The organism is Terrabacter sp. NPDC080008, assembly GCF_040702505.1.
Taxonomy (GTDB): Bacteria; Actinomycetota; Actinomycetes; order Actinomycetales; family Dermatophilaceae; genus Terrabacter.
On sequence record NZ_JBFBLC010000005.1, the window covers coordinates 22,187 to 47,269 of the forward strand.

The following is a 25,083-nucleotide window of genomic DNA, read 5'->3' on the forward strand; positions in this document are numbered from 1 at the left end:
TCGGCCTACGGTTGGTGCCGTGCCCGTCAGCAGCCTCGTCTTCGTCGTCATCGTGGCGATCTGGGCCGCCTATCTCGTGCAGCACTGGGCGCGCCGCCGTGAGGACGCCGCGGCCACCCGGTCCATGGAGGACTTCTCCGAGGCGATGCGCGTGCTCGAGAAGCGGCCGGCCCTGCCTGTCGCCGACCTCAGCACCCCGCGCCCCCACTCGTATGCCGTCAAGCCCGCAGTCGCCGTACGCGCCACGGTCGACGTCAAGCGGGCCGTGCCCGCCGGTGCCGGCCGACGCAGCTCGCCGCTCGTGGCCCGGCGGGTCAACGCCGAGGTGCCCAGCGCCTGGACCGCCCACGCAGGTGCCGGGCCCGTCCTGCACCGCACCGACCGAGACATCGCCCCCGACGCCGAGGTGGACCCCATGCCCCAGACCGCACGCCCGACGACCGGACCCGTGCGGTCCGGCCGACCCGGTGCGGCACCGGTCGTCGCACCGGTGCCGGTCTCCCAGCGGAGGCTGCGGGCCCTGCTGCTGCTCCTGGCGCTGCTCTGGCTCCCGGTGTCGATCGTGCTGACTGTCACCGGCGTGCTCATGTGGGTCTCGGTGCCCTTCGCGGTCCTGACCTTCGTGGCCGTCGTCGTCTGGCTCCGTGCAGAGGCGCGCGCCGACCGACTGCGCACGGTCGCGGGCGACGAGGGCGCCGCACGGCGCCAGCCCGGCCCGCAGGCACGCCGTCCCGCCCCGCAGCGTCACAACCGCTCCGGCCGCGACAGCCGGGGCCACGAGGCTCCGGAGCGGCTGTCCGTGCCGGTGCTGTCCGTCGAGGACACCCAGGTCATCCGCAGCACCGTCATGGCGCTCCAGAGCGTGACCGGCGCGGCGGCGCAGCCCGCCGGGGACGGCAACATGGCCGTCCGCGCCCACGAGGTCCCGCGGGGCGTCTTCGACGTGCAGGCCCTGTCCACCGGCCCCGTGCCGGTGCCGGCGCCCGCCCCGGCCGCGGAGCAGGCGCCCCAGGGCAGCTGGAGCCCCGTCCCGGTGCCGCCGCCCACGTACGTCCTCAAGGCGAAGGCGGAGCCGCGCTGGACCGACTCCGGGATCCCGGCCGACGTCTTCGACACCCCCGAGTTCGCCGAGGAGGCGGACGAGCTCGACGACCGCGCCCTCTTCGCGCGGCGCGCCGTCTCCCAGTAGCCGGCACCTCCGCGACGGAGGCGACCCGGGGACGCAGCCCGCGGCATACGCCCCCGGGCGGGCCTTCAGGAGGGCACCCGGTCGAGGAAGCCGCGCACGTCGGTGATGCGGTCCCGGTCGTCGAGCACGATGACGTCGAAACCGACGACAACCGGCTCCGCGCCCTCGGGCCCGAGGCCCCACTGGAACCGCAGCTGGCGGTGGTGGGCGTCCGGCTCACCGACCGGCGTGAAGACGAAGCCCGGGAACTGGGCCTGCACGCCGCCGACGAGCGTGTCGATGCCGTCGTGCCCCGACGCCTCGGCCATCGGGTCCGTGTAGGTGACGGTCGGCGACCAGTGCGCCTCGAGCAGGGTGCGCCGGGCGTCGGCGTCGGTGGCGTTCCAGGTGTCGAGGTAGGTGCGGACGATGTCGCTCATGGGATGGCTCCTAGCCTGATCGGTGTGCTCTGACGGCGACAGCCTCACCGGCCGACGGTCATGGCGTCGATGACCTCCGAGGTCATGGCCGGTCGTGGCGCGGTCACCCGACCGGCCGTACGCTGCACGCCGTGACGACGACGCACACCCGCCCCCCACGCTCCGCCCGTGGGGTCACGACGTCCGGGGCGCCCCAGGCGCCGACCGTCGGCGAGCTGCTGCGCACCTGGCGCGAGCGACGCCGACTGAGCCAGCTCGAGCTGTCGTCCCGGGCAGGCGTCAGCACCCGGCACCTCAGCTGCGTCGAGACGGGGCGCGCGCAGCCCAGCCCGGAGCTCATCGAGCGGCTCGCCGAGCAGCTCGAGGTCCCGCTCCGGTCACGCGACTCCCTGCTGCTCGCCGGAGGCTACGCGCCCCGCCACCACCCGCGCGGGCTCGAGGACGCCGAGCTCGCCCCCGTCATGGACGGGCTGCGGCAGCTGCTCGACGCGCACCAGCCGTATCCGGCGCTGCTGCTCGACGGACACTGGGACGTCGTCGACGCCAACGCCGTCGTGGACGTGCTCCTCCAGGGGTGCGACCCGTGCCTGCTCGAGCCGCCCATCAACGTGGTCCGGCTCAGCCTCCACCCGGGAGGGCTGGCGCCGCGCATCCGCAACCTCGAGCAGTGGGCTGCCCACCTGCTGCACCAGGTGCGCGGTCGCGCGGAGCACACACACGACCCGGTGCTGCACGAGCTGGCCGACGAGGCCGCCGGCTATCTGCGTGCCGCGACCGCGCGGCCGCTCGCGGAGGTGGGACCGGTGCTCGCCCTGGAGCTCGAGGTCGGGGGGGCGCTCCTGCGCTTCTTCAGCGTCAGCGCCCGTCTCGAGACTGCGACGGACGCGACGCTCGAGGACCTCCACCTCGAGACGTTCCTGCCCGCTGACGCGCGCACCCAGCAGCTCCTCGGCTCGCGCTGAGCGCGGTAAGGGCCTTGCGCTAGTCCTCCACGATATGACAACTTAGTTGTCATGATCCGGAGTGCAGCAGCGTATGCCGTCCTGCGCCAGGTCCGCCCGCTGCACCAGTACTCAGCGCATGCCGTGGCGGACCTGCTCGTCGGCACGGAGCTGACGCTGCCGCTCCGGGCGATCCTGGAGCTGCTGCTCGACGATGGACCGCAGACCGTGCCCGACCTCGGGCGGGCCCTGCTCGTCACTCGACAGGGCGTGCAGAAGGTCGTCGACGACGGCGTGCGCCTCGGCCACCTCGAGCTGCGCGACAACCCGGCCCACGCGCGTTCCCGGCTCGTGGCGGTGACGACACACGGCCGCTCCGTCTTCGCCTCCCTGCGCGCCGTGGAGGCGGCGAACCTGGAGGCTGCGACGGCAGGAATCGGCGAGGAGGACCTCATGCGCTGCGCCGCAGTGCTCGAGCGCCTGACGGCGGGCGTGCGCAGGCTCGCCGGCTCGGGCGCCACCGTGCCGCACCCTGACGTCGCGGCCGTCGACCGCGCCGGCGCTCGCTGACGCCGGGCGCGGCCCCGACGAACGGGACGAGGGCGTCTCCCGGCCCGTCCTCACCGACTGTCCGACCACTGTCCGACCACTGGCCGACCACTGGCCGACCACTGCCGACCACTTGCTCGACCGAACATCGACACGACACAGGAGCGGAATCGTGCACCGACTGGAACTCGACAACGGCCACCTCACCTACACCGACACGGGTCCGCACCGCGGGGACGGGCTGGTGGTCCTGCTCCACGGCGGTGGGCTGGACCACCGGATGTGGGACGACCAGGTTCCCGTGCTGGCGCGTACGCACCGCGTCGTCGTGCCCGACCTGCGCGGCCACGGCCTGGCCTCGACCCTGGACGTGCCGATCCGCCACTGCGACGACGTCGCCGCCCTCGTGCGCCACCTCGACGCCGGTCCCGCCATCCTCGTGGGAGTGTCGATGGGCGGGGGCGCGGCGACCGACACCGCCCTCGAGCACCCGGACGCCGTCCGCGCGATCGTCGTCAGCGGCACGGGCACCAGTGCGCCCACCTTCTCCGACCCGTGGGTGCTGGGCATCCTCGAGGAGTGGCAGCGGTCCATCGCCCAGCGCGATGCCCAGGCCTACGTCGAGGCCAGCCTCGCTTTCTGCGCCGGACCGCAGCGTTCGATGGACGAGGTCGGGGGTGACACGGTCGCGCGCTGCCGCCGGATGCTCACCGACACGCTTGCCCGTCACGCCAGCCCCGACGCGGTGATGCCGCAACCGGTCGAGGACGCCTGGGACCGCCTCGGCGAGATCGACGTGCCCGTGCTGGCCCTGTGCGGCGCCCTCGACTCGAGGGACCACCGCGACATGGGTCGCCGCCTGGCGGCGGGGGTGCGGCGCGGCCGCTACGAGGAGGTCCCGGACGGCGCGCACTACCCGAACATGGAGCAGCCCGCTGCCTGGAACGCCGCGGTCGACGCCTTCGTCGCCGAGGCGTGCGGCGCGACCGCCTGAGATCAGGCGTTCGCGGGCGCGCCTCCGTCGTCGGCGGACTCCTGCATCTCGCGGTCGAGCTCCTGCTGGGTCTCGTCGCCGAAGAGGTGCTTGCCGACCGCGTTGATCACGGCGGCGAACGGCACGGCCACGAGGGCGCCGACGATGCCGGCGATGACCGAGCCGGCGGCGATGGCCAGGATGACGGCGAGCGGGTGGACGCTGACGGCCTTCCCGAGCAGGAACGGCTGGAGCACGTGCGCCTCGAGCTGCTGCACGCCGATGACGACGGCGAGCATGATCAGGGCGATGCCCAGGCCGTGGGCCACGAGCGCCAGCAGCACCGCGACCGCGCCGGAGAGCAGCGCCCCGACGATCGGGATGAACGCGAAGATGAACACGAGGATGCCGATGGCGAAGGCGAAGGGCACCTTGAGGATCGCGGCGCCGACACCGATGCCGATGGCATCGACGAGCGCGACGATGAGCGTCGCCCGCACGAACGAGGACATCTGGCCCCAGGCGATGACGCCCGAGCTGTCGATGCGGGTGCGCATCGCCCGCGGGAACAGCCCGGTGACCCAGTGCCAGATGCGCGGTCCCTCGTAGAGGAAGAAGAAGAGCGAGAAGAGCGCGATGAACAGCCCGGCGACGAAGTGGGTGGCGGTGAGTCCCAGCGACGTCGCGGTGTCGCCGAGGTTGCCCGAGCTGCTGACCTGCTGGCGGATGGTGTCGAAGTAGCTGTTGAACTGCGCGTCCGTGATGCGGAAGGTCGTCCGCACCCAGTCCCTCACGGTCTCAAGCCCGGTCGAGACCTGACTCGTGAGGTCCGCGAAACCGCTGCTGAACTGCGACCCGACCATCGTGAAGAGGGCGCTGACGAGGATGATCGTGCCCACCAGGGTGAGGCCGGCCGCGGCTCCCGGCTTCATCCAGTGCTGCAGACGGGTGGCCACCGGGCGCAGCAGCGCGGTGAGCAGCAGGGCGATGGCGACGGGAACGATGATCTCGGAGACCGTGCGAAGGGCCATCGAGAGCAGGTAGACGAAGGCGCCGATGAGCAGCAGGCGCCACGACCAGTCGGCGGCGACCCGGATGCCCGGCGGCACGGCCGCGGCCTCGATGCCCGGGAGCTCGCGGTGGGGGATGTCCGAGCGGCCGTCGACGGAGGCTGCCAGGGCGTCGCCGGCAGGACGGGGGAGGGGTGCTGCCGCGTCGGGCAGTGTGCCGGAGCGGTCACCGGGGTTGTGAGTCACCGTCCCACCGTATGCCGTCGGGCAGGCTGGTGCGCGGAGCCCCGCGGCTGCCTACGCTCAGGTCATGAGCAGACCGGCGCACGAGGCGTCCCCCACCCTGGCCGTCACCGGGTCGACCGGGTGGCTGGGCGGCCTGGTGGCCCGCGACCTGGCATCGCAGGGCCTGCGTCAGCGGCTGCTCGTGCGCGACGTCACGCGGGCGCCGCAGCTGACGGGATCCACCGCGACGCGGTGCAGCTACGCGGACGGCGAGGCAGCGCGAGCGGCCCTCCAGGGCGTCGAGACGCTCTTCATGGTGTCCGCGGCGGAGAACGCCGACCGCCTCGAGGAGCACAGGACCTTCGTCGACGCAGCGGCCGCTGCCGGGGTGCACCACGTCGTCTACGTGTCCTTCTTCGGCGCCGCGGCCGACGCGACCTTCACGCTCGCCCGGGACCACGCGGCCACCGAGGAGCACATCCGGACCTCGGGCCTGGACTGGACCTTCCTGCGCGACAACCTCTACCTCGAGTTCGTCGAGCAGATGGTCGGCGACGACGGCGTCATCAGGGGGCCGGCGGACAGCGGCCGCGCCGCGGTCATCGCGCACGAGGACATCGCGAGGGTGGCGGCCGTCGTGCTGCGCGAGCCCGCGGCGCACGCGGGCGCCACCTACGACCTCACCGGTCCCGAGGCGCTCACGTTCGCCGACATGGCGCAGGTGGTCAGCGAGGTGACCGGTCGCGACGTGCGCTTCCACGACGAGACGCTCGAGGAGGCGTACGCGTCGCGCGCGGCCTACGGCGCACCCGACTGGCAGCTGGACGCCTGGGTGTCGACCTACACGGCCGTCGCGCGCGGTGAGCTCGACGGGGTGAGCGGCGACGTCGAGCGGCTCACCGGTCGCCGGCCCGTTTCCCTCCGGGAGTACCTCGAGGCGCAGCAGCGCACCTGATCAGCCGACGAGGTCGGCGGTCTGCCGGGCGATCGCGAGCTCCTCGTTCGTCGGCACGACGGCGACGGCGACGCTCGCCCCGGCCGGCGAGATGACTCTGGCGGTCGTGGAGCGGGCGGCGTTGCGCGCGCGGTCGACGGTGATGCCCAGGGCTTCGAGCCCTTCGGTGACGGCGGCGCGCACGGAGATGCTGTTCTCGCCGACCCCTGCGGTGAACACGAGCGCGTCGATGCCGCCGAGGATCGCCACGTAGGCACCGACGTAGTGCTTGAGCCGGTGGGCCACGACGTCGAAGGCCAGCTGGGCATCGGGGTCGCCGGCCGCCAACCGGTGCTCGAGCTCGCGGAAGTCGTTGACGCCACTGAGGCCCAGCACTCCCGACCTCTTGTTGAGCAGCGTGTCGATCTCCTCGAGCGAGAGCCCCGCCTCGCGGCCGAGGTATGCGTGGAGCCCGGGATCGACGTCGCCCGAGCGGGTGCCCATGACGAGCCCTTCGAGCGGCGTGAGCCCCATGGAGGTGTCGACCGCTCGCCCGCCTCGCACGGCAGAGGCCGAGCACCCGTTGCCGAGGTGGAGCACCACCTGGCGCAGCTCCTCGACCGGTCGGCCGAGCAGGTCGGCGGTTGCGTGGGCGACGTACTGGTGGGAGGTGCCGTGGAAGCCGTAGCGGCGGATCTGGTGCTTCTCGGCGAGGTCGCGGGGCACGGCATACGTCGACGCCTCGGGCGGCAGGGACGAGAAGAAGGCGGTGTCGAAGACGGCGACGTGCGGCACGTCGAAGCGCTTGCGGGCAGCCTCGATGCCGATGGCGGCAGCGGGGTTGTGAAGCGGCGCAAGGGCGCTCAGCTCCCGGATGCGGTCCAGGACGGCGTCGTCGATGACCACCGGCTCGGAGAAGTCGGGTCCGCCGTGGACGACGCGGTGGCCGACCGCCCGCAGCGAGAGCTCGTCGAGGTCGACCCCCTCGTCCCGCAGGCGCTCGGCCATGGTCTGGAGCGCGGCGGAGTGGTCGGGCACGTCACTGCCCGACTCACCGATGCGCTCGATGAGCCCGCGGGCGCGCACCTCGCCGGTCTCGGGGACGACGAGCTGGTACTTGAGCGACGACGAGCCGGCGTTGAGGACGAGGACCGGTCGCTCACGGGTGGACTCGGTCATCGCTGCTCTCCCTGCTGGTTCGAGGTGGCCTGGGCCTGCACGGCCGTGATGGCCACGGTGTTGACGATGTCGTCGACGAGCGCCCCGCGTGACAGGTCGTTGACCGGCTTGCGCAGGCCCTGCAGCACCGGGCCGATGGCGACGGCGTGCGCGCTGCGCTGCACCGCCTTGTAGGTGTTGTTGCCGGTGTTGAGGTCGGGGAAGACGAAGACCGTGGCGTGGCCGGCTACGGGGGAGTCGGGCATCTTGGCGCGACCGACGACCGGGTCGATGGCCGCGTCGTACTGGATGGGCCCTGCCAGGGCGAGGTCGGGCGCACGCTCGGCCACGAGCTGCGTTGCGGCACGGACCTTCTCGACCTCGGCGCCCGAGCCGCTCGAGCCGGTCGAGTAGGACAGCATCGCGACGCGCGGCTCGATGCCGAACTGCTCCGCGGTCTGCGCCGACGAGATCGCGATGTCGGCGAGCTGCTCGGCCGTCGGGTCCGGGATCACGGCGCAGTCGCCGTAGACGAGCACCCGGTCGGCGAGGCACATCAGGAAGACGCTCGAGACGGTCTCGACCCCCTCGGCCGTCCGGATGAACTCGAGGGCGGGCCGGATGGTGTGGGCGGTCGTGTTGGCGGCGCCCGACACCATGCCGTCGGCGAGGCCGAGGTGCACCATCATCGTGCCGAAGTACGCGATGTCGGTGACGACCTCCCGGGCACGCTCGACGGTCATCCCCTTGTGGGCGCGGGCGACGGCATACTCCTGCGCGAAGCGCTCGACGAGCTCGGGATCGGTGGGCGACACGACGGTTGCGGCGTCGAGGTCGAGGCCGAGGGCCGAGCCCCGCGCCCGCACCTTCGTCTCCTCACCGAGGAGGGTCAGGTCGGCGACGCCGCGGCGCAGCAGCACGTCCGCCGCCTGAAGGATGCGGTCGTCCTGGCTCTCGGGCAGCACGATGTGCCGGCGGTCGGAGCGGGCGCGCTCCATGAGCTGGAACTCGAACATCAGCGGGGTGCGCACCTCGGAGGCCGACACGTCGACGGCAGCGAGCAGCGCGGCCTGGTCGACGCTCTCGGCGAAGAGGCGACGCGCCGTCTCGATCTTGTTGCGCGAGCTCTTCGTCATCGGGCCGCGCACCTGCATGAGCTGCTCCGCGGTGCGGAACGTGCCGTCGTCGGTCAGCGCGATCGGCAGGTCCTGCTGCACGCCGGCGGACAGGCGCGCGATCGTCTCGGGGATGGGGTATCCGCCGGTCAAGATGATGCCGGCGAGCGTCGGGAAGGTGCCGGACTGGTGTGCGAGCATGAGGCCCGGGATGAGGTCGGTGCGGTCGCTCGGGGCGATGACGGTGACGTCGGGGGTCAGTCGGGCCAGCACGTTGGGCAGGCTCATCGCCGCGACGATGAGGCCGAGGCTGTCGCGGTCCATCCACGACTCGCTGCCGAGGACGAGCCGGGCGCTGATGTGGTCTGCGAGAGCCCGGAAGCTCGGCGCCGACAGCAGCGGGTTCTCGGGGATCACGGCGGTGACGGGGAAGGGGAGGCCGTCGAGCGCGGTGCGGGCGGCGTCGACGGCGTCCGGGTCGACGCGGTTGGCGACCACCGCGACGGTCTGGGCGTGGTTGGCGCGCAGCTCGGCCACCGCGGTCTCTGCTGCGACGCGGATCTGCTCGGGCGTGCGGTCCCGGCCGTGGACCACGAGGACCACCGCCGAGCCGAGGTCGGCCGCGACCCTGGCGTTGAATGACAGCTCGGTGCCCGTCGAGACGTCGGTGTAGTCGGAACCGAGGACGAGCACGACCTCGAAGCGGGCGCTGAGGGCGCCGAAGCGCTCGACGATCCGGTGCAGCGCCTCGTCGAGGTCGTCGTGGGCCTCGGCGTAGGTGACGCCCAGGGCCTCCTCGTAGGTCTGCTCGATCCCCGGCTGGCTCACGAGCATCTCGACGATGTGGTCGACCTCGTCGTCCGGGCCGCTGCCGCCCAGCGTGGTCAGCGGGCGGAAGACCCCCACCGACCCGACCTCGCGGACCAGGGCGTCGAGCAGGCCCAGGGCCACGGCGGACTTGCCCGTGAGGCCCTCCGGGGAGGCGACGTAGACGCTTCGGCTCACACGTGGAACCTATCGGGCGCGCCCGCGGACGGCCGGGAAGGTCCCTGTGACCCCGGAGCAGGCGTACGCCACGGGAGTCACTGCGGCCCGGCCGCCGTGGGCACCCCGAGGCGCTGGAGCAGGCGCACCGCGTCGTGAGGTGCATGCCCCTTGGCGTCGTTGTCGAAGTAGACGTGCACGTCGTGCCCCTGCTCCATCCAGTGGCCACACGTGCGGGCCCACCGGTCGAGCGACTCGTCCGTGTAGCCGCTGGCGTAGAGCTGGGTCTCGCCGTGCAGTCGCACGTAGCGGAAGTCGCTCGTGGCATCGTCCATGACCGGCCACGTGCCGGCGCTGTCGGCGATCACCATCGCGACATCGAACTCCGAGCAGAGTGCCCGCGCCTCCTCGGTGTCGAAGCTCTCGTGCCGCGGCTCGAGGGCGTGCCGCATCGGGACGTCGACCTCGCACGTGGTGAGGATGCGGCCCTCCTTGAGCTTGTCGTCGTGCTTCTCGGCCAGCTGGGCCGCCGCGGCCGTGGAGCGGGGGAGCAGCTCGAAGAAGGCGCGCAGCCGGTCGGGGTCGAACTCGAGGCGGGCGGGCAGCTGCCACAGCACCGGGCCGAGATGGGGGCCGAGCGCGAGCACCCCGCTGGCGAAGAAGTTGGCGAGGGGGGTCTCCACGTCGCGCAGCGCCTTCATGTGGGTGATGAACCGACCGCCCTTGACCGCGAAGTCGACGTCGGCGGGCACGGCGGCCCGCCAGGCGGCATACGAGCTCGGGCGCTGGAGGGAGTAGAAGGAGCCGTTGATCTCGATGGAGGTCATCCGCTCGGCGGCGTAGGTCAGCTCGAGGCGCTGCGGGAGGCCCTTGGGGTAGAAGTCGCCGCGCCACGAGGGGTAGCGCCACCCGGAGACGCCGATCCGTGCTCGAGCCATGCCCACCTCGTACCCGCCGTCCGGGGTCACGCCGTTCCGGGACTGCTAGATCCAGCGACGTCCCTTGAAGATGCCGTAGAGCGCGGCGCTGACCAGGGCCATCATGCCCAGGGCGAAGGCGTAGCCGAAGCGCCAGTGCAGCTCGGGCATCTCGTCGAAGTTCATCCCGTAGACGGTGCCGATGAGCGTGGGCGCGAAGAGGATCGCGGCCCACGCCGAGATCTTCTTGACCTCCTCGTTCTGGTCCATGCTCGCCTCGGTGAGCTGCTTCATCTCCTCGTTCTGCTTCTGGGCCACGAGGGTCGCGTTGACCGTGAGGATGTCGCGCAGCAGGTGGCGGAAGCCCTCGACCTGCTCGCGGACCTGCGTGAGGTGGTCCTCGACGTCGCGCAGGTAGCGCCGCAGCTCCTCGTCGGTGCCGTACTTCTCGAAGCCGTCGGAGAGGGACTGGATGACGGTCGTGAGCGGGCGCACGGCCCGCTCGAACTCGATGACCTCGCGGCTCAGCTCGTAGATGCGCCGTGACACGGCCGGGTCGCCCCGGAAGACCTCGGTCTCGATCTCGTCGATGTCGTTGTGCAGCCCGCGCACGACGGGGACGTAGCCGTCCACGACGCGGTCGAGGATCGCGTAGAGCACGGCCTCGGGCCCCCGGGCCAGCAGCTCGGGGTCGCTCTCGAGACGTCGGCGCACCGCCGAGAGGTCGGGCGCCTCGCTGTGGCGCACGGTGATGACGAAGTCGGGGCCGACGAAGAGGTGCAGCTCGCCGAACTCGACCTCCTCGGCCGCGTCGACGTAGCGCGCCGCCCGGAGCACGACGAAGAGGGTCTCGCCGTAGCGCTCGATCTTGGGCCGCTGGTGGGCCACGATGGCGTCCTCGACGGCGAGCTCGTGCAGGTCGAACTCACCGGCCAGCGCTGCCAGCTCGTCCTGCGTCGGTCGGTAGAGGCCGATCCAGCCGACGGAACCGTCCTGCTCGCGCAGGCCCCGGAAGGTCTCGGCGAGCGTCGCAGGCGACGCGACGCGCCGGCCGGCGACGTAGATGGCGCTGTCGACCATGCTGGCGCCGGGGCGGCGGTGCTGCCGCGGCGAGGCGGCCGCCTGGGAGCTCGGGTGGACGTCCGGAGCGGGCGCGGGGCGGCGGACGCGACCGGCAAGGGTGCGGATGGGGTTGCGAGGGCGCTCGGACATGACGACTCCCGTGAGGGACGAAGGGGCAGGCGGTCATCACGACGAGAAGCGCCGCGGCGCCCCCAGGGAGCCCGAGCGGTCAGCTCTCGCCGGCTGTATGACTGGGAGGCTCGCCGCACATGGCGCCCACCTCCCTGCCGTCGTCACGCGACCGGCTGTATGCCGTCGCTGCCTGGAGTGTAGCCCGGCGCGTGAGGGCGGGGGCGGGGTCCCGAGGCGTGCTGCCGGGTCGATTGGGTGTGCCGGTCGGCGTGGTGTTATCGTTCCTTCGCACGTTGGGGCTGTGGCGCAGTTGGTAGCGCGTCTCGTTCGCAATGAGAAGGCCAGGGGTTCGAATCCCCTCAGCTCCACCACCGAGAAACCCCGTCCCACCTGCAGAAACACGCAGGAGGGGGCGGGGTTCTCCCTTTGTCATCCGCCGGTCTCCCGTCGGTGTGCCCCGAGGTGAGCGGGCTCGACGGCAAGCACCCACGTCCAGATCATGCATCCACCTTCCCGCGTGTTCCATGAGACTGGTCGCTGGCTCTCCTCGGCACCAACTCATGAGATGGCCGTCAAGGCACGGTCGACTCCCAGGGCTCCGTGGTGACGATGCCCTCGTGGATGCGGCTCAGTACGGACCATGAACCCCGGGCGTTGCACCAGCCAACGTTGCGCTACTGAGGAGGAGCTTCACCGCGGTATCCCCAAATCCTCTGTGGCAGAGCAGATTTCAGGCTTACTGACTCCCGGTCATGTGTCGCAACTCACCATTCCGACGTTCTTGAGCGAACTCTTGGTGAACGCCGCGTGAGATACACGTCCCGGCTTTGGGGTGTCGCCTACACGGCCCTTAGCGTCGGGCGGGTGAAGATGACGCGACGGCAACTGACGCGACGACGGCTCCTCGGCACCGCCGCGGCAGCCGGAGGTGCACTGGCCCTCTCGGGCGGGTCCTCGGTGGTCCGCCCCGAATCGGCCGATGCTGCGGTGGCCCTTCCGGCCCCCGGCACCTCGGGCATCGACCACGTCGTGGTCGTGATGATGGAGAACCGCTCCTTCGACCACCTCATGGGCTGGCTGCCCGGGGCGAACGGCAAGCAGGCGGGCCTGAGCTACGTCGACCGCTATGGCGTCGCCCGCTCCACCCACCACCTCACCGAGTTCGCGAGCTGCGGCCACAACGACCCGGACCACTCGCAGGAGGGTGGGCTGATCCAGTTCAACGGCGGCAAGGCCGACGGCTGGCTCCGTGCCGGTGAGGACGACCTGCTCCCGATCGGCTACTACCAGCAGGCCGACCTGGCGTTCCTGGGGCAGGCCGCGCCGGCTTGGACGATGTGCGACGGGTACTTCTCCGCGGTGATGGCCGAGACCTACCCGAACCGGTTCTACATGCATGCTGCGCAGACCGACCGGATCCACAACTCGACCGCCACCTCGACGCTGCCGACAATCTGGGACCGCCTCGCCGCCGCAGGACGGACCGGTCGCTACTACTACTCCGACGTCCCGTTCGTCGCGCTGTGGGGCACGAAGTACCTGCCGATCTCCAAGCCGTTCGCGACCTTCCTCTCGGACGCTGCCGCGGGGACGCTGCCCGACGTCTCGTTCATCGACCCGAGGTTCATGGACGAGAGCTCCGGCTCGTCGAGCGACGACCACCCGCACGCCGACATCCGGGCCGGGGAGCAGTTCCTGAATCAGGTCTACGAGGCGGTCACCTCGAGCCCGAACTGGTCACGGACGCTGCTGGTCGTCAACTTCGACGAGTGGGGCGGCTTCTACGACCACGTCGCACCCGGCACCGCCCCGGACACCAGCGGCAGCACCTCCCTGCGCGGCTTCCGCGTCCCGGCCCTGATGGTCTCCCCGCGGGCCCGCCGAGGCTTCGTGGCCCACAACACCTACGACCACACCTCGATCCTCAAGGCGATCGAGTGGCGCTGGGGCCTGCAGCCGCTCACGCCCCGCGACACGAACGCGCGCAACATCGCCGAGGTCCTCGACTTCTCGTCTGCGCCGAACCTCACCGCGCCCAGGTTCACGGTGCCGCCGTTCACCGCCACCGCCTGCACGCCCGCCGTTGTGACCGGCCCCGAGCAGGCCGAGTGGCCGGACCTGAAGACCAAAGCCCTCGCCGACGGATGGAGCCTCCCGTGACCCGCCCCCACCGCCTCATGCCCGCGCGACGCGGCGTCCTCGCCACCGCTATCGCAGCGCTCGCCCTCCTCGGGTTGGGCCTGGTCGGGTCGAGCCCCAGCGGCGCCGCAACGAGCACGGCGGCATACGTGCCCCCGATCAAGCACGTCTTCGTCATCAACATCGAGAACAAGGGCTACGACAAGACCTGGGGCGCCGGCTCCGCCGCCCCGTACCTCTCGCAGACGCTGCGCTCCCAGGGCGTGCTGCTCAACACGTACTACGGCACCGCGCACAACTCCCAGCCCAACTACGTCGCCCAGATCTCCGGCCAGGGCCCCAACGACCAGATGCAGTCCGACTGCCAGGTCTACTCCCAGTTCGCCGGCACCGGCACCGCTGCCCCCGGCCAGGCCGTGGGCAGCGGCTGCGTCTTCCCCACCTCGGTCCCCAACCTCACCGACCAGCTGAACGCCCAGAAGCTGACGTGGAAGGGCTACATGGAGGACATGGCCACCCCGTGCCTCCATCCCGCCATCGACACCGTCGACCCGACGCAGAAGGCCACCGCCGGCAACCAGTACGCCGTGCGGCACAACCCCTTCATGTACTTCTCCTCCATCACCGCCTCACCCACCTGCGCCCAGCACGTCGTGGGTCTCGACGCGCTCACCACGGACCTGGCCTCGGCGACCACGACCCCGAACCTCAGCTACATCACCCCCAACCTGTGCCACGACGGGCACGACTCCCCGTGCGTCGACGGCCAGCCCGGCGGCCTGACCAGCGTCGATGACTGGCTCAAGGTCTGGGTCCCCAAGATCCTCAACTCCCCGGCCTACAAGGCCGACGGGATGCTCGTCATCACCGCCGACGAGTCCGACGGCCCCCAAAGCGATGCGACCGCCTGCTGTAACGAGGGCCCGGGCCCCAATGCTGCGCTGCCGGGCATCACCGGCCTCGGCGGCGGCCGCATCGGCGCGCTCGTCCTCTCCCGCTACGTCAAGCCGAACACGTGGAGCACCACCAGCTACAACCACTACTCGCTGCTGGCCTCCATCGAGGACATCTTCCGGCTGCCCTACCTCGGCTACGCACAGACCGCGGGGCTGAACCGGTTCGGCCTCGACGTCTACAACAGCGGCTGGAACCAGCCATGACCAGGCAACACGAAGGGTCGAACGGTGGGCCTTGACGAAGGAATCCTGGACACCGTGCTCGTGACTGTGGCCCTGGCCGGCCTGCTCTTCGGGTGCGCCCTCGTGGAGGCCCGGATGGCCGGCCGACGCGACCGCCCCGTGCAGGAACCCTAGGAACCCTCCACCGGCGTACGCCATGCCCGCCTGTAGTCGCACGGGATGCCCCTCGGTGACCGACCCGCGAAGGAGGCCTGCGGGCCGGACGTCCAAGCCGTGAGGAGTTTCTGTACTGGCTCAAGCTGCGCCTGCGGCGCAGAAAAGCGCGGGGCACAGCCCCGCAGAGGACCACTGCCCACCTCGAGAGTCGGCTCCTCTTCAGGGCCCGCTCAGCGAGGTCCCACCCACCAAGGGTGCCGACGTAACGCATGCGCAGCACCAAGACGAGCACGATCAGGACCCCGCACCTGTTCGCAATGAGAAGGCAGGGGGTTCGAATCCCCTCAGCTCCACCAAGGCCAGAGAGAACGGACACGCTTTTCGTCCGGTCTCTCTTCCTGTTTCCGCCCCGTTGGTGTGGCGGAATGGCCGGGTATGGGTGCTCCACCGCAACCAAGTGCCGGGCACACGCACGTGCCGGAACGGAGACAGTGATGAGCGAAGCCGAACTGCCGCCCCTGTCCGCAGAGGAGCTGGCCGCCGAAGGGGGGACGGCCCTCCCGGACAAGGAGGTGATGTCCCTCCTCGACCTCAACGCCGACCTCAACCTCGCCCTCGACGTGGCCGCCCCGATCGACCTCGGTGTGGCGGCGAACGCCAACGTGGCCGCACCGATCAACGGGGCCGTGGGCGCCAACATCCTGTCCGTCGGCTCCGCCGACGCAGCAGTCGCCCACCAGGGTGTGGACATCAACCAGGACCTGTCGGGGTCTGCAGTGGCGCACGCGCCGCAGCAGAGCACGATCGACCAGGCCACGCCGGACGCCGGTGCGACGGACCCGTCGACCGCGACGACGGCGACCCCGGACGCGGGCACGACGACCGCGCCCACAGCGTCCTCGGCGCTCAGCGGCAACCTGCTCAACATCGACGTCAACGCTGCCGCGGACGCGAAGCTGGCCGCCCCGATCGACGGTGCCGTGGCCGCCAACGCCAACGTCGCCGCGCCGATCGACGCCTCGGTCTCGGCCAACGTCGGTTCGGTGGGCTCCGAGGCGACCTCCATCGCGGACCAGCAGGGCTCGATCACCCAGCACCTGGCCGGGACCGCGCAGGCCACGGCGGACCAGACCTCCGAGATCCAGCAGTAGACGGTGAGACCGTGACCGTCACGTCAGCGGACGACAGGGCTTCGGGGCCGGCGACCTCCTCCGACGCCTCGGCCCCGTCGTCCGCGGGCGTGGGCCCGGCTGTCGACCAGGTGGAGCGGCCTCCCGCGCGCACTGCTGGCGTCGAGCTGCTGGGGACCGCGACGGGCTCGGGCTACCGCAACCCGCCGGCACTCGTGCGACGGCCCGACGGGCAGACCGTCCAGCTCACGCCGCTGTTGTACCTGGTGCTCGAGGCGATCGACGGTCGCCGCACTCCTGCCGAGGTGGCCGAGCGGGTCAGCACCGCCTACGGGCGACGTCTCGCCCCCGGCGACGTCCAGCAGCTCGTCGAGACGCGGCTGCGGCCGCTGGGTCTCGTGTGCAACGCCGACGGGTCGGAACCGGCGCTGAGGAAGGCGAACCCGCTGCTCGCGCTCCGCTTCCGCTGGGTGGTGTCCGACCCTGCGGTGACCCGACGCCTGACCGCCCCCTTCGCGGCCTTGTTCGCACCGGCGCTCGTCGTGGTGGTCCTGGTGGCGTTCGCCCTCGTCTCGGGCTGGGTCCTGTTCACCAAGGGCCTGGCCTCGGCGACGCACCAGGCGTTCGACCAGCCCCTGCTGCTCGTCGTCGTCTTCGTCATCACCATCTTCTCGGCAGGTTTCCACGAGTTCGGGCACGCGTCGGCCTGTCGCTACGGCGGCGCGACGCCCGGCGCCATGGGCACCGGGCTCTACCTCGTGTGGCCGGCCTTCTACACGGACGTGACCGACAGCTACCGACTCGGTCGCGCCGGGCGCCTGCGGGTGGACCTCGGGGGGCTCTACTTCAATGCGCTGGTGGCCGTGGCGATGTTCGCCGTCTGGTTCACCACGCGGTGGGATGCGCTCCTGCTGATCCTCGCAGCCCAGCTGCTGCAGATGGTCCGCCAGCTGGCGCCCATGGTCCGCTTCGACGGCTACCACGTGCTGGCCGACCTGACGGGCGTGCCGGACCTCGCCTCGCGGATCGGGCCGACCCTGCGCAGCCTCGTGCCCGGCCGCGAACCCGAACCCCGGGCGACGGAGCTCAAGCGGTGGGCGAGGGCGGTGGTCACCGCGTGGGTGCTCGTCATCGTGCCGCTGCTGCTCGCCACCCTCGTCCTCATGGTGCTGGCGCTGCCCCGAGTGCTCGGCACGGCGTGGAGCAGCGTGGTGAAGCAGGCGCACGCCCTTGGGGCCGACTGGTCCGGCGGCGATCTCGTCGGTGTGGCCGTCAGGGCGCTGGCGGTCGTGGCCGTCTGCCTGCCCGTGCTCGGTTCGCTCCTGGTCTTGGCCCGGCTGGTCAGGACGGTCGTGCTGTCGCTGTGGCGCAAGACCGTGGGCCGGCCCGGACGCCGCGCCCTCGCCGGGCTGCTCGTGCTCGCCGTTGCGGCGGGGCTCGCCTGGGCCTGGTGGCCCGACGCCAACCGCTACCGCCCGGTCCAGCCCTTCGAGCACGGCACCGTCGTGGACGGCCTGAGTGCGGCCGGCTTCACGCGTGGCGCCGCCCTCTCGGACGGGCAGGTCGTCGAGGGACAGCGCTCCGTGTGGGCCTCGACCTCGGTTCCCCCGACGAAGGACCACCCGGCGCTCGCCCTGGTCCTGGTTCCCAAGACCGCGAGCGGGCAGGAGACGGCGACCCCGGCCTGGGTGTTCCCGTTCAACCGCCCGGGCGCGCCCGGGGCCGGCGACAACCAGGCCTTGGCCGTCAACACGACCGACGGCTCGATTCTCTACGACGTCGCCTTCGCGCTCGTCTGGGCCGACGGCAGCACCGTCGCCAACTCCAACGAGGCGTACGCCTTCGCCAGCTGCCGCGGCTGCAAGACGGTGGCTGTGGCCTTCCAGGTCGTTCTCATCACCGGGGACGCCCGCGTCGCGATCCCGCAGAACGTCTCAGGTGCGGTCAACTACTCCTGCGCCCAGTGCGTGACCTACGCCTTGGCGCAGCAGCTCGTCCTGACGGTGCCTGCGGAGCTCACCCCCGAGACCCGCCAGCGCCTCGACGCGCTGTGGCGCCAGATCTCGGCGTTCGCGGGCTCCGTCGACAACCTCCCGCTGGACCAGATCCGCTCCAAGCTCCTGGCCTACCAGAACCAGATCAGGGCCCTGTTCCCCGCGCAGTCAGCAACCCCGACGCCTGGCGCGACCACGCCGTCCACCAGCCAGTCGGCCTCCACGACGCCACCGGCCACTACGCCACCGGCCTCGACGGCCTCGACGGCCTCGACGGCCCCGCCCACGGGCCAGGGCGCCACGAGCGCCACCGTCGAGCCCGGTCCCACCCCGTCGGAGCAGGGCAGCGCGCCACCGTCCACGGGCTCCACGGCCTCGCCGGATCCCTCGACAGCGGTGCCCACGGGCACGACCGGTCCCTCGGTCGCGGCTGGCGGGGCCACCGCCTCCCCGGTCCCGAGCGGCGGCTCCACTCCCTAGACGCGCGGGGCTGGGCGGGCGCATCCTCCCGAGGTGCTTGCCCAGCCCGCGCGTCCCGCAGGACCTGCGATGGCGCCCCGGAGCGGCCTCACACCCAGCTCGGGAACCACATCCGCGCCTGCCACTCCGAGAGCGGGATGACGTCGGCGACGTAGATCGGGTGGAAGAAGGCGAAGAGCCCCATCGAGAGCAGCACGAACGCGCCCGTGACGCCGTAGCCGATGCGGCGCCTGGTCACCGAGGCCTCGCGGCCGCCGATGACCATCCCCAGGACGTAGACGCAGGCCAGCACGACGTAGGGCACGAAGGCGACCTCGTAGAAGGTGTAGATCGTGCGGTTGCCGAGGAAGAACCACGGCAGGTAGCCGGCGAAGAGCGCGCACAGGATGCCGCCGGCCCGCCAGTCGCGGCGCAGCGCCCACATGAAGAGCAGTACGAAGATCGCCAGCGTGCCGCCCCACCAGACCGAAACGGTGCCGATCGAGGTGATCGCCTTGCTGCACTGGGCCACCGTGCACCCGTCGACGCCCTGCTTGGGCCCCTCGTAGAAGAACGACGTCGGCCGCCCCTGGATGAGCCACGACCACGGGTTGGTCTGGTACGGGTGCGAGGAGGTGATGGCCTGGGTCGAGGCGTACATCTGCTGGTGGTACGCCCACAGCGAGCGCCACCAGTCGGGCAGCCACGTGTGGGTGGTCGGGTTGTTCTGCGCCCAGTCCCGGAACGAGCCGCCCTTGGTGAGGATCCAGCCGGTCCAGCTCGCGACGTAGGTGAGGACGGCGGTGAGCGCGACCTGCACGAACGCGTACGGCGCGTCCTTCACGAAGGTGCCGGCTGTCCAGCCGCGCACGCCGGCGGCCCGCCGGGCGCCGAGGTCCCACAGGACGGTGAGCAGGCCGAAGGCGACGAGGAAGTAGGCCCCCGACCACTTCACCCCGCAGCACAGCCCGAGCATGAGGCCCGCGACCCACCGCCACGGCCGCCAGCCGAGCCAGGGCCCGAGCCACGAGGTGGCCGCACGCGCCTTGTCGCCGACTTTGCGGGCCAGCACCTCGCGGGCCCGGTCGCGGTCGATGAGCAGGGCGCCGAAGGCCGCGAGCCCGAAGAACATGATGAAGATGTCGAGCAGCCCGGTGCGCGAGTGGACGAAGTGGTGCCCCTCGAAGGCGAGCAGCGCAGCCGCGACGGTGCCGAGCAGGTCGGAGCGGAAGAGTCGGCGCGCGATCCGGCCGAGCATGAGGATCGAGATCGTCCCGGCGAGCGCCACGGCGAAGCGCCAGCCGAACGAGTTGAGGATGCCGAAGGGCACCTCGCCCCAGCCGATGAGCCACTTGCCGACCGGCGGGTGCACGACGAAGTCGCCCTCGGTGCCGTAGACCATCGGGTCGTTGGCGGTGAAGTGCTGGTCGACCTGGTTCGCGTTCTGCAGGGTCGGGTCGTTCTTCATCTCGAACCAGTAGAGGACCATCGACCAGCCCTGCTTGACGTAGTACGTCTCGTCGAAGACCAGCTGGTGCGGGGCGCCCACGTGCCAGAAGCGCATGAAGCCGCCCACGAGCATGAAGAAGAGCGGCCCCGCCCAGCCGAGCCAGGCGATGCGGCCCGCGGTGCGGCGCGAGAGGCGGAAGTCGTCGGCCGGGTCCCCGAGCAGGCGAGCGCGCAGCTGCCGGGCCGAGTTCATGGGCGCCATCGTATGCAGTGTCGCTGGGTCGGGCGGGCGCCGTGCCGTTCGGGTGCGCCGGGCTTCCTGCCGCGGGCTCAGATCGCGACGCCGCGGGTCTTGAGCACGGAGTAGCCGACGAAGGCGACGGTGTCGAGCAGCGCGTGGCAGACGACGAGCGGCATGACCCGTCGGGTGCGCACGAAGACGAGCCCGAGCACGAGGCCCATGACGATGTTGCCGGCGAAGCCGCCGAAGCCCTGGTAGAGGTGGTAGCTGCCGCGGATCAGCGCGGAGACACCGATGACGAGCGGCCACGCCCAGCCCGTCTGGCGCCAGCGGGTGAAGAGGTAGCCGACCATGACGACCTCCTCGAGGAGGGCGTTCTCGACGGCCGCCAGGACCAGGACGGGCGCCGACCACCAGACCGGCTGCAGGTTGGCGGCGGCGACCTGGGTGTTGACCCCGATGGCCCGGGCGACGAAGTAGAGGCCGAGGCCGGGGATGCCGATGAGCGCAGCGAGCCCGGCGCCGCGGAGCAGGTCGCGGCCGGGCTCGCGCCGGTCGAGCCCGATGAAGCGGCCGGCCCGGACGTCGCCGGCCGGGCGGCGGACGTGGTTCAGCAGGTAGAGCGCGAGGGCCACAGCGGCGAGTGGGAGCACGATGCCGGCGAGCTGATAGGCGAGGTCGAGCCAGGGCCGACCCGGCGTCGCCGACTGGTTCATCGCAGTGGTCTGCTGCGACAGCGGCACGGGTCGGGTCAGCTTCTCGATGATGCTGAGCACCGCGTAGACGGCGGAGGAGCCGAGGCTGAGTCCGAGGACGAGGACGGTCTCCCACCGCAGCCCCCGGCGGGCTGCCGGCTCCACCGCGGGCGCCGGGTCGCGGTCGGAGGCGGCGAGCAGGCCGGCGAACCGGCCGCGCTCCGCCGTCGCTGTGGTCGCCATGGCGCCCAGCGTAACCTCGCAGGCAGGACGGGCCGCCCGCCGAGGGACCTCCGGACAGCCTGGCGGCGTAGCGTCTCCGGCATGTCGCTGCTCTCCGACTGGCGTCGCGGCGAGCACGCCGCGGAGGGTTTCGCGTACGCGACGTACACACAAGGGGTCGGGCCGGGAGTCATCGTCGTCCACGAGAGCCCGGGGCTGACCCCCGAGGTGATCGAGATCGGTCAGCACCTCGTCGACAGCGGCTTCACGGTCGTCATGCCGCACCTGTTCGGCTCGTCCCATGCGCCGCCCCGCACCTGGGAGGCCGCCCGGGTCGTCCCGCGTCTGTGCGTCACCCGCGAGTTCACCCTCTTCGCGACGGGCCGCACGGCACCTCTCGCGGGCTGGCTCCGCAGCCTCGCCCGCCGGGTGCACGCGGAGGCGGGCGGCCCCGGTGTCGGCGTGCTCGGGATGTGCGTGACCGGCGGCTTCGCGCTCGCCGCGATGGTCGACCCGGTCGTGGTCGCGCCGGTCGTCGCGCAGCCGGCGACACCGCTGCCGATCGGTCCGGCCCGCGCCGCGGACGTCAACCTCGACCCGGACGACCTGGCCACCGTGCGGCGCCGCGTCGCCGACGGCTGCCCGGTGCTCGGGGTGCGCTACCACTCCGACTGGGTCACGGGCACCCGCTTCGAGACGCTGCGGCGCGAGCTCGGCGACGGCTTCGTCGCCGTCGAGCTCGACGGGCACGGGCACGCGACCCTGACCGACCACCGGCACCCCGAGGCCGTCGAGCGGGTGACCTCCTTCCTGCGTGAGCGGCTCCTCGGCACGACCTGAAACCCGGTCGCCTCCGCCCGCCCGACGGCATACGGTCTCGTCATGTCCTCACCGCTGCGAACGCTCCTGCGCGCCCGGCTCACCGCTGCCATGCGCGAGCGCGACCGCGCCGCCGTGAGCGTGCTCCGGAGCGCGGTCGCCGCCATCGAGAACGCCGAGGCCGTGCCCGTGGCTGAGGTTGGGGCGAACGTCGGGGAGGCCGCGACGGCGGGGCTGGTGGCGCAGTCCTCGCTCGGTGTGGGTTCGACCGAGCGCGACCGTCGCCGCCTGGACCTCGACGCGGAACGCGAGGTCGTGCTGGCGGAGGTGGGTGCCCTGCAGGCCGCGGAGATCGCGTATGCCGCCGCGGGCGACGTCGATCGGGCCCGCGCGGCCGCGGACGGTGCACTGCTGCTGCACGAGGTCCTCGCGAACGAGGGCGAGCAGTTTCGCCGAACCGCGGGCGAGGCGTGAGGGCTCGGCGTACAACTGAACTACGCACTCCCCTCGGGGAGAGCGGGACGGCTCGGAGACGAGGGTCCACACGGTGGGGCGACCACCGCGGCAGCCGGTGACGAGGCTGCTGGGGCCGGAGACGACGAGACGTCGATCGGGAGAGTCACCAACACACCGATCAACCAGAAGGGCCCTTGGGACTCATACTTCCGAGGGCCCTTCGCCTCGTTGCGGTAGGCCGGCGCCGAGACGGCCCGGCCGGTCAGGCGTCGGCGCGCGCAGCCGGCCGCCAGGGCTTGAGCCACGGCGTCTCGGGCTGTCCCTCGCGGGCCGCGACGAGCTCGTACATCGTGGCGCCGTCGATCGACTCGCGGACGATGTCAGCGTGACCCGCGTGCCGGGCGAGCTCCTCGACGAGGTGCATGGCCACCCACCGCACCGACCACGCGTCGACGTCGTGCGGGAACCACGGTGCGTCGCGCGGCACCGGCACCGGAGCGCCGAGGTCGGCCTCGCGCAGCACCCGGCGCGTGATCTCGCCCTGGACGGCCAGGGCGGCGAGCAGCGACTCGAGGCTGTCGTCGGCGGTGACCTTGAAGTCGTCGCCCCAGGCCCGGGCCTGCTCGGCGACGGAGGTGTCGGGCGGCGTGGGTGCGTGGGGCGCCGCGGCCATGCGCTCGGTCCAGCCGCGCTCGCAGGTGGTGACGTGCTTGATGAGGCCGCCGATGCTCAGGGTGCCGGCGGTCGGGGCCAGTCGGATCTGCTCCTCGGTGAGCCCGTAGGAGACGGAGAAGAAGGCGTCGCGCTGCTGGTCGACGTAGGCGATCAGGCTCTCGCGCTCGTCGGCGACGGGCGGGACGTGGGCCATGGTGGTGCTCCTTGCTCGAGGGGTCGGTCGGTGGTCGGTGGCTCAGTCGTTGCGGTGGGCGTAGAGGTCACGCAGCAGGGCGATCTCGGCGCCGTGGTGGATGACCTCACGGTTGATGTGGAGCACCAGCTCGGCCCGCGGGTGGTCGGCCCACGGGCCCTCGCTGGGGCCGCAGGGCTCGGCCAGCGCGTCCAGGTCCCAGCCCCGGGCGCCCTCGGTCCAGGCGGCGAACGCGTCGTCGACCTGCGCCAGCGCGCCGTCGGCGGTGGCGGCGTAGGGGAAGGTCAGGTAGTCGACCTCCGGGCCGCCGAAGTGGTGGTGCACCCGGGTTCCGAGGACGCCGACGATGAGGTGGGCGAGCCGCCAGGCGATCGTCGTCACAGGAGCGGGGACCGGCTCGGGGTAGGCCCAGTCGATGGTCAGCTCGCCGCTGCCGCCCTGGATCTCGGTGCCGCCCTGGCCGCGCGGGTGCAGGTTCCAGGCGCCGGGCGTCGGCTCCCAGAGGTACTCCTCGTCGGTCAGTCCCTCGAGGCGCGGGCGCAGCTGGTTGGTCCAGTGCCGGGCGGCCTGGTCGACGAGCGTGGTGGTCCAGTCGATGGAGATCTGTGTCGTGGTCATGGCACCAGCGTCCTGTAGATATAGGACAGATCCTGTCCGCAGTGGCTGGCACACTCGAGACATGTCCTCATCGTCCGACGGCACCGGCGCCACCGCTCGGGTGCTGCGCCTGCTCGACCTGCTGCAGAGCCGGCCGGTGTGGAGCGGCACCGAGCTCGCTGAGCGCCTCGGGGTCACTACCCGCAGCGTGCGCCGCGACGTCGACCGGCTGCGCGACCTCGGCTACCCGGTCAACGCCGCCCACGGGGCCGGCGGCGGCTACCAGCTGGGAGCCGGGCGGCGCTTGCCGCCGCTGCTGCTCGACGACACCGAGGCCGTGGCGGTCGCCGTGTGCCTGCGCCTCGCGGCCGGCGGCACGGTCGAGGGACTGGGGGAGGCGGCGGTGCGCACGCTCGCCAAGCTCGACCAGGTGCTCCCCGGCCGCCTGCGCGCGCAGGTCGAGGCCATCCACGAGGCCACCGTGACCCTCGACAGCGGGGCCGTAGCCGTCGACGCGACGACGCTGCTGCTGCTCGCGCGCGCCTGCCGCCAGACCGAGCGCGTGACGTTCGCGTATGCCGGCCCGCGGGGTTCGGGGGAGCGGCGGGTCGAGCCGTACCGCCTCGTCGCGACCGGGCGGCGGTGGTACCTCTTCGCCTTCGACCTCGACCGTGACGACTGGCGCATCTTCCGGCTCGACCGCATCGCGCAGGCACGGTCCAACGGCTGGCGCTTCACGCCCCGGCCCGCACCGGACGCCGCCGAGCACGTGCGCCGCTCCATCACCGGCGGGGTCTACGACCACCTGGCGCGGGTGCGCATCGAGGCGCCGAAGGCGTCGGTGGACAGGCACATTCCGGCGTCGGTCGGCACTGTGACGGCAGACGGCCCGGACCGCTGCATCTTCGAGTCCGGCGGCAACCACCTCGGTTTCATGGCGATGCACCTGGGTGCACTGCCGTGGGAGCTGACCGTCCTCGAGCCGCCCGAGCTGCGCGAGGTCATGCGCGAGCAGGCTGCCCGGATGCTGCGCGCCGTCGCCGGCTCACCCGGCCCGTCCGCCGACCCCGAGACGACCTGAGCCGACGCAGGAACCGCGCGGTGGCGCGGC

23 protein-coding genes and 1 tRNA gene are annotated in these 25,083 nt (G+C 71.9%); 14 read left to right on the forward strand and 10 right to left on the reverse strand.

Annotation, left to right across the window (positions count from 1 at the left end):
* Nucleotides 1–19: 19 nt before the first annotated feature.
* A complete protein-coding gene (locus AB0316_RS14745; RefSeq protein WP_366273788.1) occupies nt 20–1,189 on the forward strand; it encodes a hypothetical protein in 1,170 nt (389 codons plus the stop codon).
* A 65-nt stretch (nt 1,190–1,254) separates the two neighbouring features.
* Here AB0316_RS14745 and AB0316_RS14750 read toward each other — a convergent pair whose 3' ends face one another.
* The gene (locus AB0316_RS14750) at nt 1,255–1,608 is read right to left on the reverse strand and encodes a nuclear transport factor 2 family protein (protein ID WP_366273789.1); all 354 of its coding nucleotides are present in this window, start codon (nt 1,606–1,608) and stop codon (nt 1,255–1,257) included.
* Between the two features lie 131 nt (nt 1,609–1,739).
* Here AB0316_RS14750 and AB0316_RS14755 point away from each other — a divergent pair, with 131 nt between their 5' ends.
* From AB0316_RS14755 to AB0316_RS14765, 3 genes are all read left to right on the forward strand, one after another.
* On the forward strand, nt 1,740–2,570 hold the full coding sequence (locus tag AB0316_RS14755) for a helix-turn-helix transcriptional regulator (protein ID WP_366273790.1): 831 nt from the start codon (nt 1,740–1,742) through the stop codon (nt 2,568–2,570).
* Between the two features lie 51 nt (nt 2,571–2,621).
* Complete coding sequence (locus AB0316_RS14760) at nt 2,622–3,119, forward strand: MarR family winged helix-turn-helix transcriptional regulator (RefSeq protein ID WP_366273791.1); 498 nt, start codon at nt 2,622–2,624, stop codon at nt 3,117–3,119.
* 151 nt (nt 3,120–3,270) lie between these two features.
* Nucleotides 3,271–4,092, forward strand: a complete 822-nt coding sequence (locus tag AB0316_RS14765) for an alpha/beta fold hydrolase (protein WP_366273792.1) — start codon at nt 3,271–3,273, stop codon at nt 4,090–4,092.
* 2 nt (nt 4,093–4,094) lie between these two features.
* Here the strand turns inward: AB0316_RS14765 and AB0316_RS14770 are convergent, their stop codons facing one another.
* On the reverse strand, nt 4,095–5,327 hold the full coding sequence (locus AB0316_RS14770; protein WP_366273793.1) for an AI-2E family transporter: 1,233 nt from the start codon (nt 5,325–5,327) through the stop codon (nt 4,095–4,097).
* 64 nt (nt 5,328–5,391) lie between these two features.
* On the opposite strand from AB0316_RS14770, the gene AB0316_RS14775 reads away from it, so the two are divergent.
* Nucleotides 5,392–6,261, forward strand: a complete 870-nt coding sequence (locus AB0316_RS14775; protein ID WP_366273794.1) for an SDR family oxidoreductase — start codon at nt 5,392–5,394, stop codon at nt 6,259–6,261.
* On the opposite strand, the gene AB0316_RS14780 is transcribed toward AB0316_RS14775, so the two are convergent.
* The 4 genes from AB0316_RS14780 to corA form a co-directional block, all read right to left on the reverse strand.
* A complete protein-coding gene (locus AB0316_RS14780; RefSeq protein ID WP_366273795.1) occupies nt 6,262–7,419 on the reverse strand; it encodes an acetate kinase in 1,158 nt (385 codons plus the stop codon).
* Nucleotides 7,416–9,518, reverse strand: a complete 2,103-nt coding sequence (pta, locus tag AB0316_RS14785; protein ID WP_366273796.1) for a phosphate acetyltransferase — start codon at nt 9,516–9,518, stop codon at nt 7,416–7,418. The genes AB0316_RS14780 and pta overlap by 4 nt, the downstream gene beginning before the upstream one ends.
* Nucleotides 9,519–9,595: 77 nt before the next feature.
* The gene (locus AB0316_RS14790) at nt 9,596–10,435 is read right to left on the reverse strand and encodes a DUF72 domain-containing protein (protein ID WP_366273797.1); all 840 of its coding nucleotides are present in this window, start codon (nt 10,433–10,435) and stop codon (nt 9,596–9,598) included.
* 45 nt (nt 10,436–10,480) lie between these two features.
* Entirely contained in the window at nt 10,481–11,626 is a 1,146-nt protein-coding gene (gene corA / locus AB0316_RS14795; RefSeq protein ID WP_366273798.1) for a magnesium/cobalt transporter CorA, read from the reverse strand.
* Nucleotides 11,627–11,903: 277 nt separating this feature from the next.
* On the opposite strand from corA, the gene AB0316_RS14800 reads away from it, so the two are divergent.
* The 6 genes from AB0316_RS14800 to AB0316_RS14825 all read left to right on the forward strand — a co-directional run bounded on the left by AB0316_RS14800 (nt 11,904) and on the right by AB0316_RS14825 (nt 18,646).
* Nucleotides 11,904–11,979, forward strand: a tRNA-Ala gene (locus AB0316_RS14800).
* A gap of 499 nt (nt 11,980–12,478) precedes the next feature.
* The gene (locus AB0316_RS14805; RefSeq protein ID WP_366274069.1) at nt 12,479–13,768 is read left to right on the forward strand and encodes an alkaline phosphatase family protein; all 1,290 of its coding nucleotides are present in this window, start codon (nt 12,479–12,481) and stop codon (nt 13,766–13,768) included.
* A complete protein-coding gene (locus AB0316_RS14810) occupies nt 13,765–14,907 on the forward strand; it encodes an alkaline phosphatase family protein (protein WP_366273799.1) in 1,143 nt (380 codons plus the stop codon). The genes AB0316_RS14805 and AB0316_RS14810 overlap by 4 nt, the downstream gene beginning before the upstream one ends.
* A 24-nt stretch (nt 14,908–14,931) precedes the next feature.
* Entirely contained in the window at nt 14,932–15,060 is a 129-nt protein-coding gene (locus AB0316_RS14815) for a hypothetical protein (RefSeq protein WP_366273800.1), read from the forward strand.
* Between the two features lie 476 nt (nt 15,061–15,536).
* Nucleotides 15,537–16,193 (forward strand): peptidoglycan-binding protein, encoded by a 657-nt coding sequence (locus tag AB0316_RS14820; RefSeq protein WP_366273801.1) that lies wholly within the window; start codon nt 15,537–15,539, stop codon nt 16,191–16,193.
* Between the two features lie 11 nt (nt 16,194–16,204).
* Nucleotides 16,205–18,646 carry a hypothetical protein gene (locus tag AB0316_RS14825; RefSeq protein WP_366273802.1) on the forward strand — a complete coding sequence of 814 codons (2,442 nt, stop codon included), beginning with the start codon at nt 16,205–16,207 and terminating at the stop codon, nt 18,644–18,646.
* Nucleotides 18,647–18,734: 88 nt separating this feature from the next.
* On the opposite strand, the gene AB0316_RS14830 is transcribed toward AB0316_RS14825, so the two are convergent.
* Complete coding sequence (locus tag AB0316_RS14830; RefSeq protein WP_366273803.1) at nt 18,735–20,327, reverse strand: phospholipid carrier-dependent glycosyltransferase; 1,593 nt, start codon at nt 20,325–20,327, stop codon at nt 18,735–18,737.
* Between the two features lie 77 nt (nt 20,328–20,404).
* Nucleotides 20,405–21,253, reverse strand: a complete 849-nt coding sequence (locus AB0316_RS14835; RefSeq protein WP_366273804.1) for a CPBP family intramembrane glutamic endopeptidase — start codon at nt 21,251–21,253, stop codon at nt 20,405–20,407.
* Nucleotides 21,254–21,334: 81 nt separating this feature from the next.
* On the opposite strand from AB0316_RS14835, the gene AB0316_RS14840 reads away from it, so the two are divergent.
* Complete coding sequence (locus AB0316_RS14840) at nt 21,335–22,072, forward strand: dienelactone hydrolase family protein (protein WP_366273805.1); 738 nt, start codon at nt 21,335–21,337, stop codon at nt 22,070–22,072.
* 42 nt (nt 22,073–22,114) lie between these two features.
* Complete coding sequence (locus AB0316_RS14845) at nt 22,115–22,525, forward strand: hypothetical protein (RefSeq protein ID WP_366273806.1); 411 nt, start codon at nt 22,115–22,117, stop codon at nt 22,523–22,525.
* Nucleotides 22,526–22,769: 244 nt separating this feature from the next.
* Here AB0316_RS14845 and AB0316_RS14850 read toward each other — a convergent pair whose 3' ends face one another.
* Together AB0316_RS14850 and AB0316_RS14855 are read right to left on the reverse strand one after the other, a co-directional pair.
* Nucleotides 22,770–23,375, reverse strand: a complete 606-nt coding sequence (locus tag AB0316_RS14850) for a DinB family protein (protein ID WP_366273807.1) — start codon at nt 23,373–23,375, stop codon at nt 22,770–22,772.
* 42 nt (nt 23,376–23,417) lie between these two features.
* Nucleotides 23,418–23,993, reverse strand: a complete 576-nt coding sequence (locus AB0316_RS14855; RefSeq protein ID WP_366273808.1) for a DinB family protein — start codon at nt 23,991–23,993, stop codon at nt 23,418–23,420.
* 61 nt (nt 23,994–24,054) lie between these two features.
* Between AB0316_RS14855 and AB0316_RS14860 the strand changes: the two genes are divergently transcribed.
* Nucleotides 24,055–25,053 carry a YafY family protein gene (locus tag AB0316_RS14860; protein ID WP_366273810.1) on the forward strand — a complete coding sequence of 333 codons (999 nt, stop codon included), beginning with the start codon at nt 24,055–24,057 and terminating at the stop codon, nt 25,051–25,053.
* Nucleotides 25,054–25,083: the final 30 nt, after the last annotated feature.

Bases quoted from the DNA above. Each gene is read 5' to 3' on its own strand.
- AB0316_RS14750 (WP_366273789.1), bottom strand. From the start codon at position 1,608: ATGAGCGACATCGTCCGCACCTACCTCGACACCTGGAACGCCACCGAC.
- AB0316_RS14760 (WP_366273791.1), top strand. From the start codon at position 2,622: ATGATCCGGAGTGCAGCAGCGTATGCCGTCCTGCGCCAGGTCCGCCCG.
- AB0316_RS14775 (WP_366273794.1), top strand. From the start codon at position 5,392: ATGAGCAGACCGGCGCACGAGGCGTCCCCCACCCTGGCCGTCACCGGG.
- AB0316_RS14780 (WP_366273795.1), bottom strand. From the start codon at position 7,419: ATGACCGAGTCCACCCGTGAGCGACCGGTCCTCGTCCTCAACGCCGGC.
- AB0316_RS14790 (WP_366273797.1), bottom strand. From the start codon at position 10,435: ATGGCTCGAGCACGGATCGGCGTCTCCGGGTGGCGCTACCCCTCGTGG.
- corA (WP_366273798.1), bottom strand. From the start codon at position 11,626: ATGTCCGAGCGCCCTCGCAACCCCATCCGCACCCTTGCCGGTCGCGTC.
- AB0316_RS14805 (WP_366274069.1), top strand. From the start codon at position 12,479: ATGACGCGACGGCAACTGACGCGACGACGGCTCCTCGGCACCGCCGCG.
- AB0316_RS14820 (WP_366273801.1), top strand. From the start codon at position 15,537: ATGAGCGAAGCCGAACTGCCGCCCCTGTCCGCAGAGGAGCTGGCCGCC.
- AB0316_RS14830 (WP_366273803.1), bottom strand. From the start codon at position 20,327: ATGAACTCGGCCCGGCAGCTGCGCGCTCGCCTGCTCGGGGACCCGGCC.
- AB0316_RS14835 (WP_366273804.1), bottom strand. From the start codon at position 21,253: ATGGCGACCACAGCGACGGCGGAGCGCGGCCGGTTCGCCGGCCTGCTC.
- AB0316_RS14840 (WP_366273805.1), top strand. From the start codon at position 21,335: ATGTCGCTGCTCTCCGACTGGCGTCGCGGCGAGCACGCCGCGGAGGGT.
- AB0316_RS14845 (WP_366273806.1), top strand. From the start codon at position 22,115: ATGTCCTCACCGCTGCGAACGCTCCTGCGCGCCCGGCTCACCGCTGCC.
- AB0316_RS14850 (WP_366273807.1), bottom strand. From the start codon at position 23,375: ATGGCCCACGTCCCGCCCGTCGCCGACGAGCGCGAGAGCCTGATCGCC.
- AB0316_RS14855 (WP_366273808.1), bottom strand. From the start codon at position 23,993: ATGACCACGACACAGATCTCCATCGACTGGACCACCACGCTCGTCGAC.
- AB0316_RS14860 (WP_366273810.1), top strand. From the start codon at position 24,055: ATGTCCTCATCGTCCGACGGCACCGGCGCCACCGCTCGGGTGCTGCGC.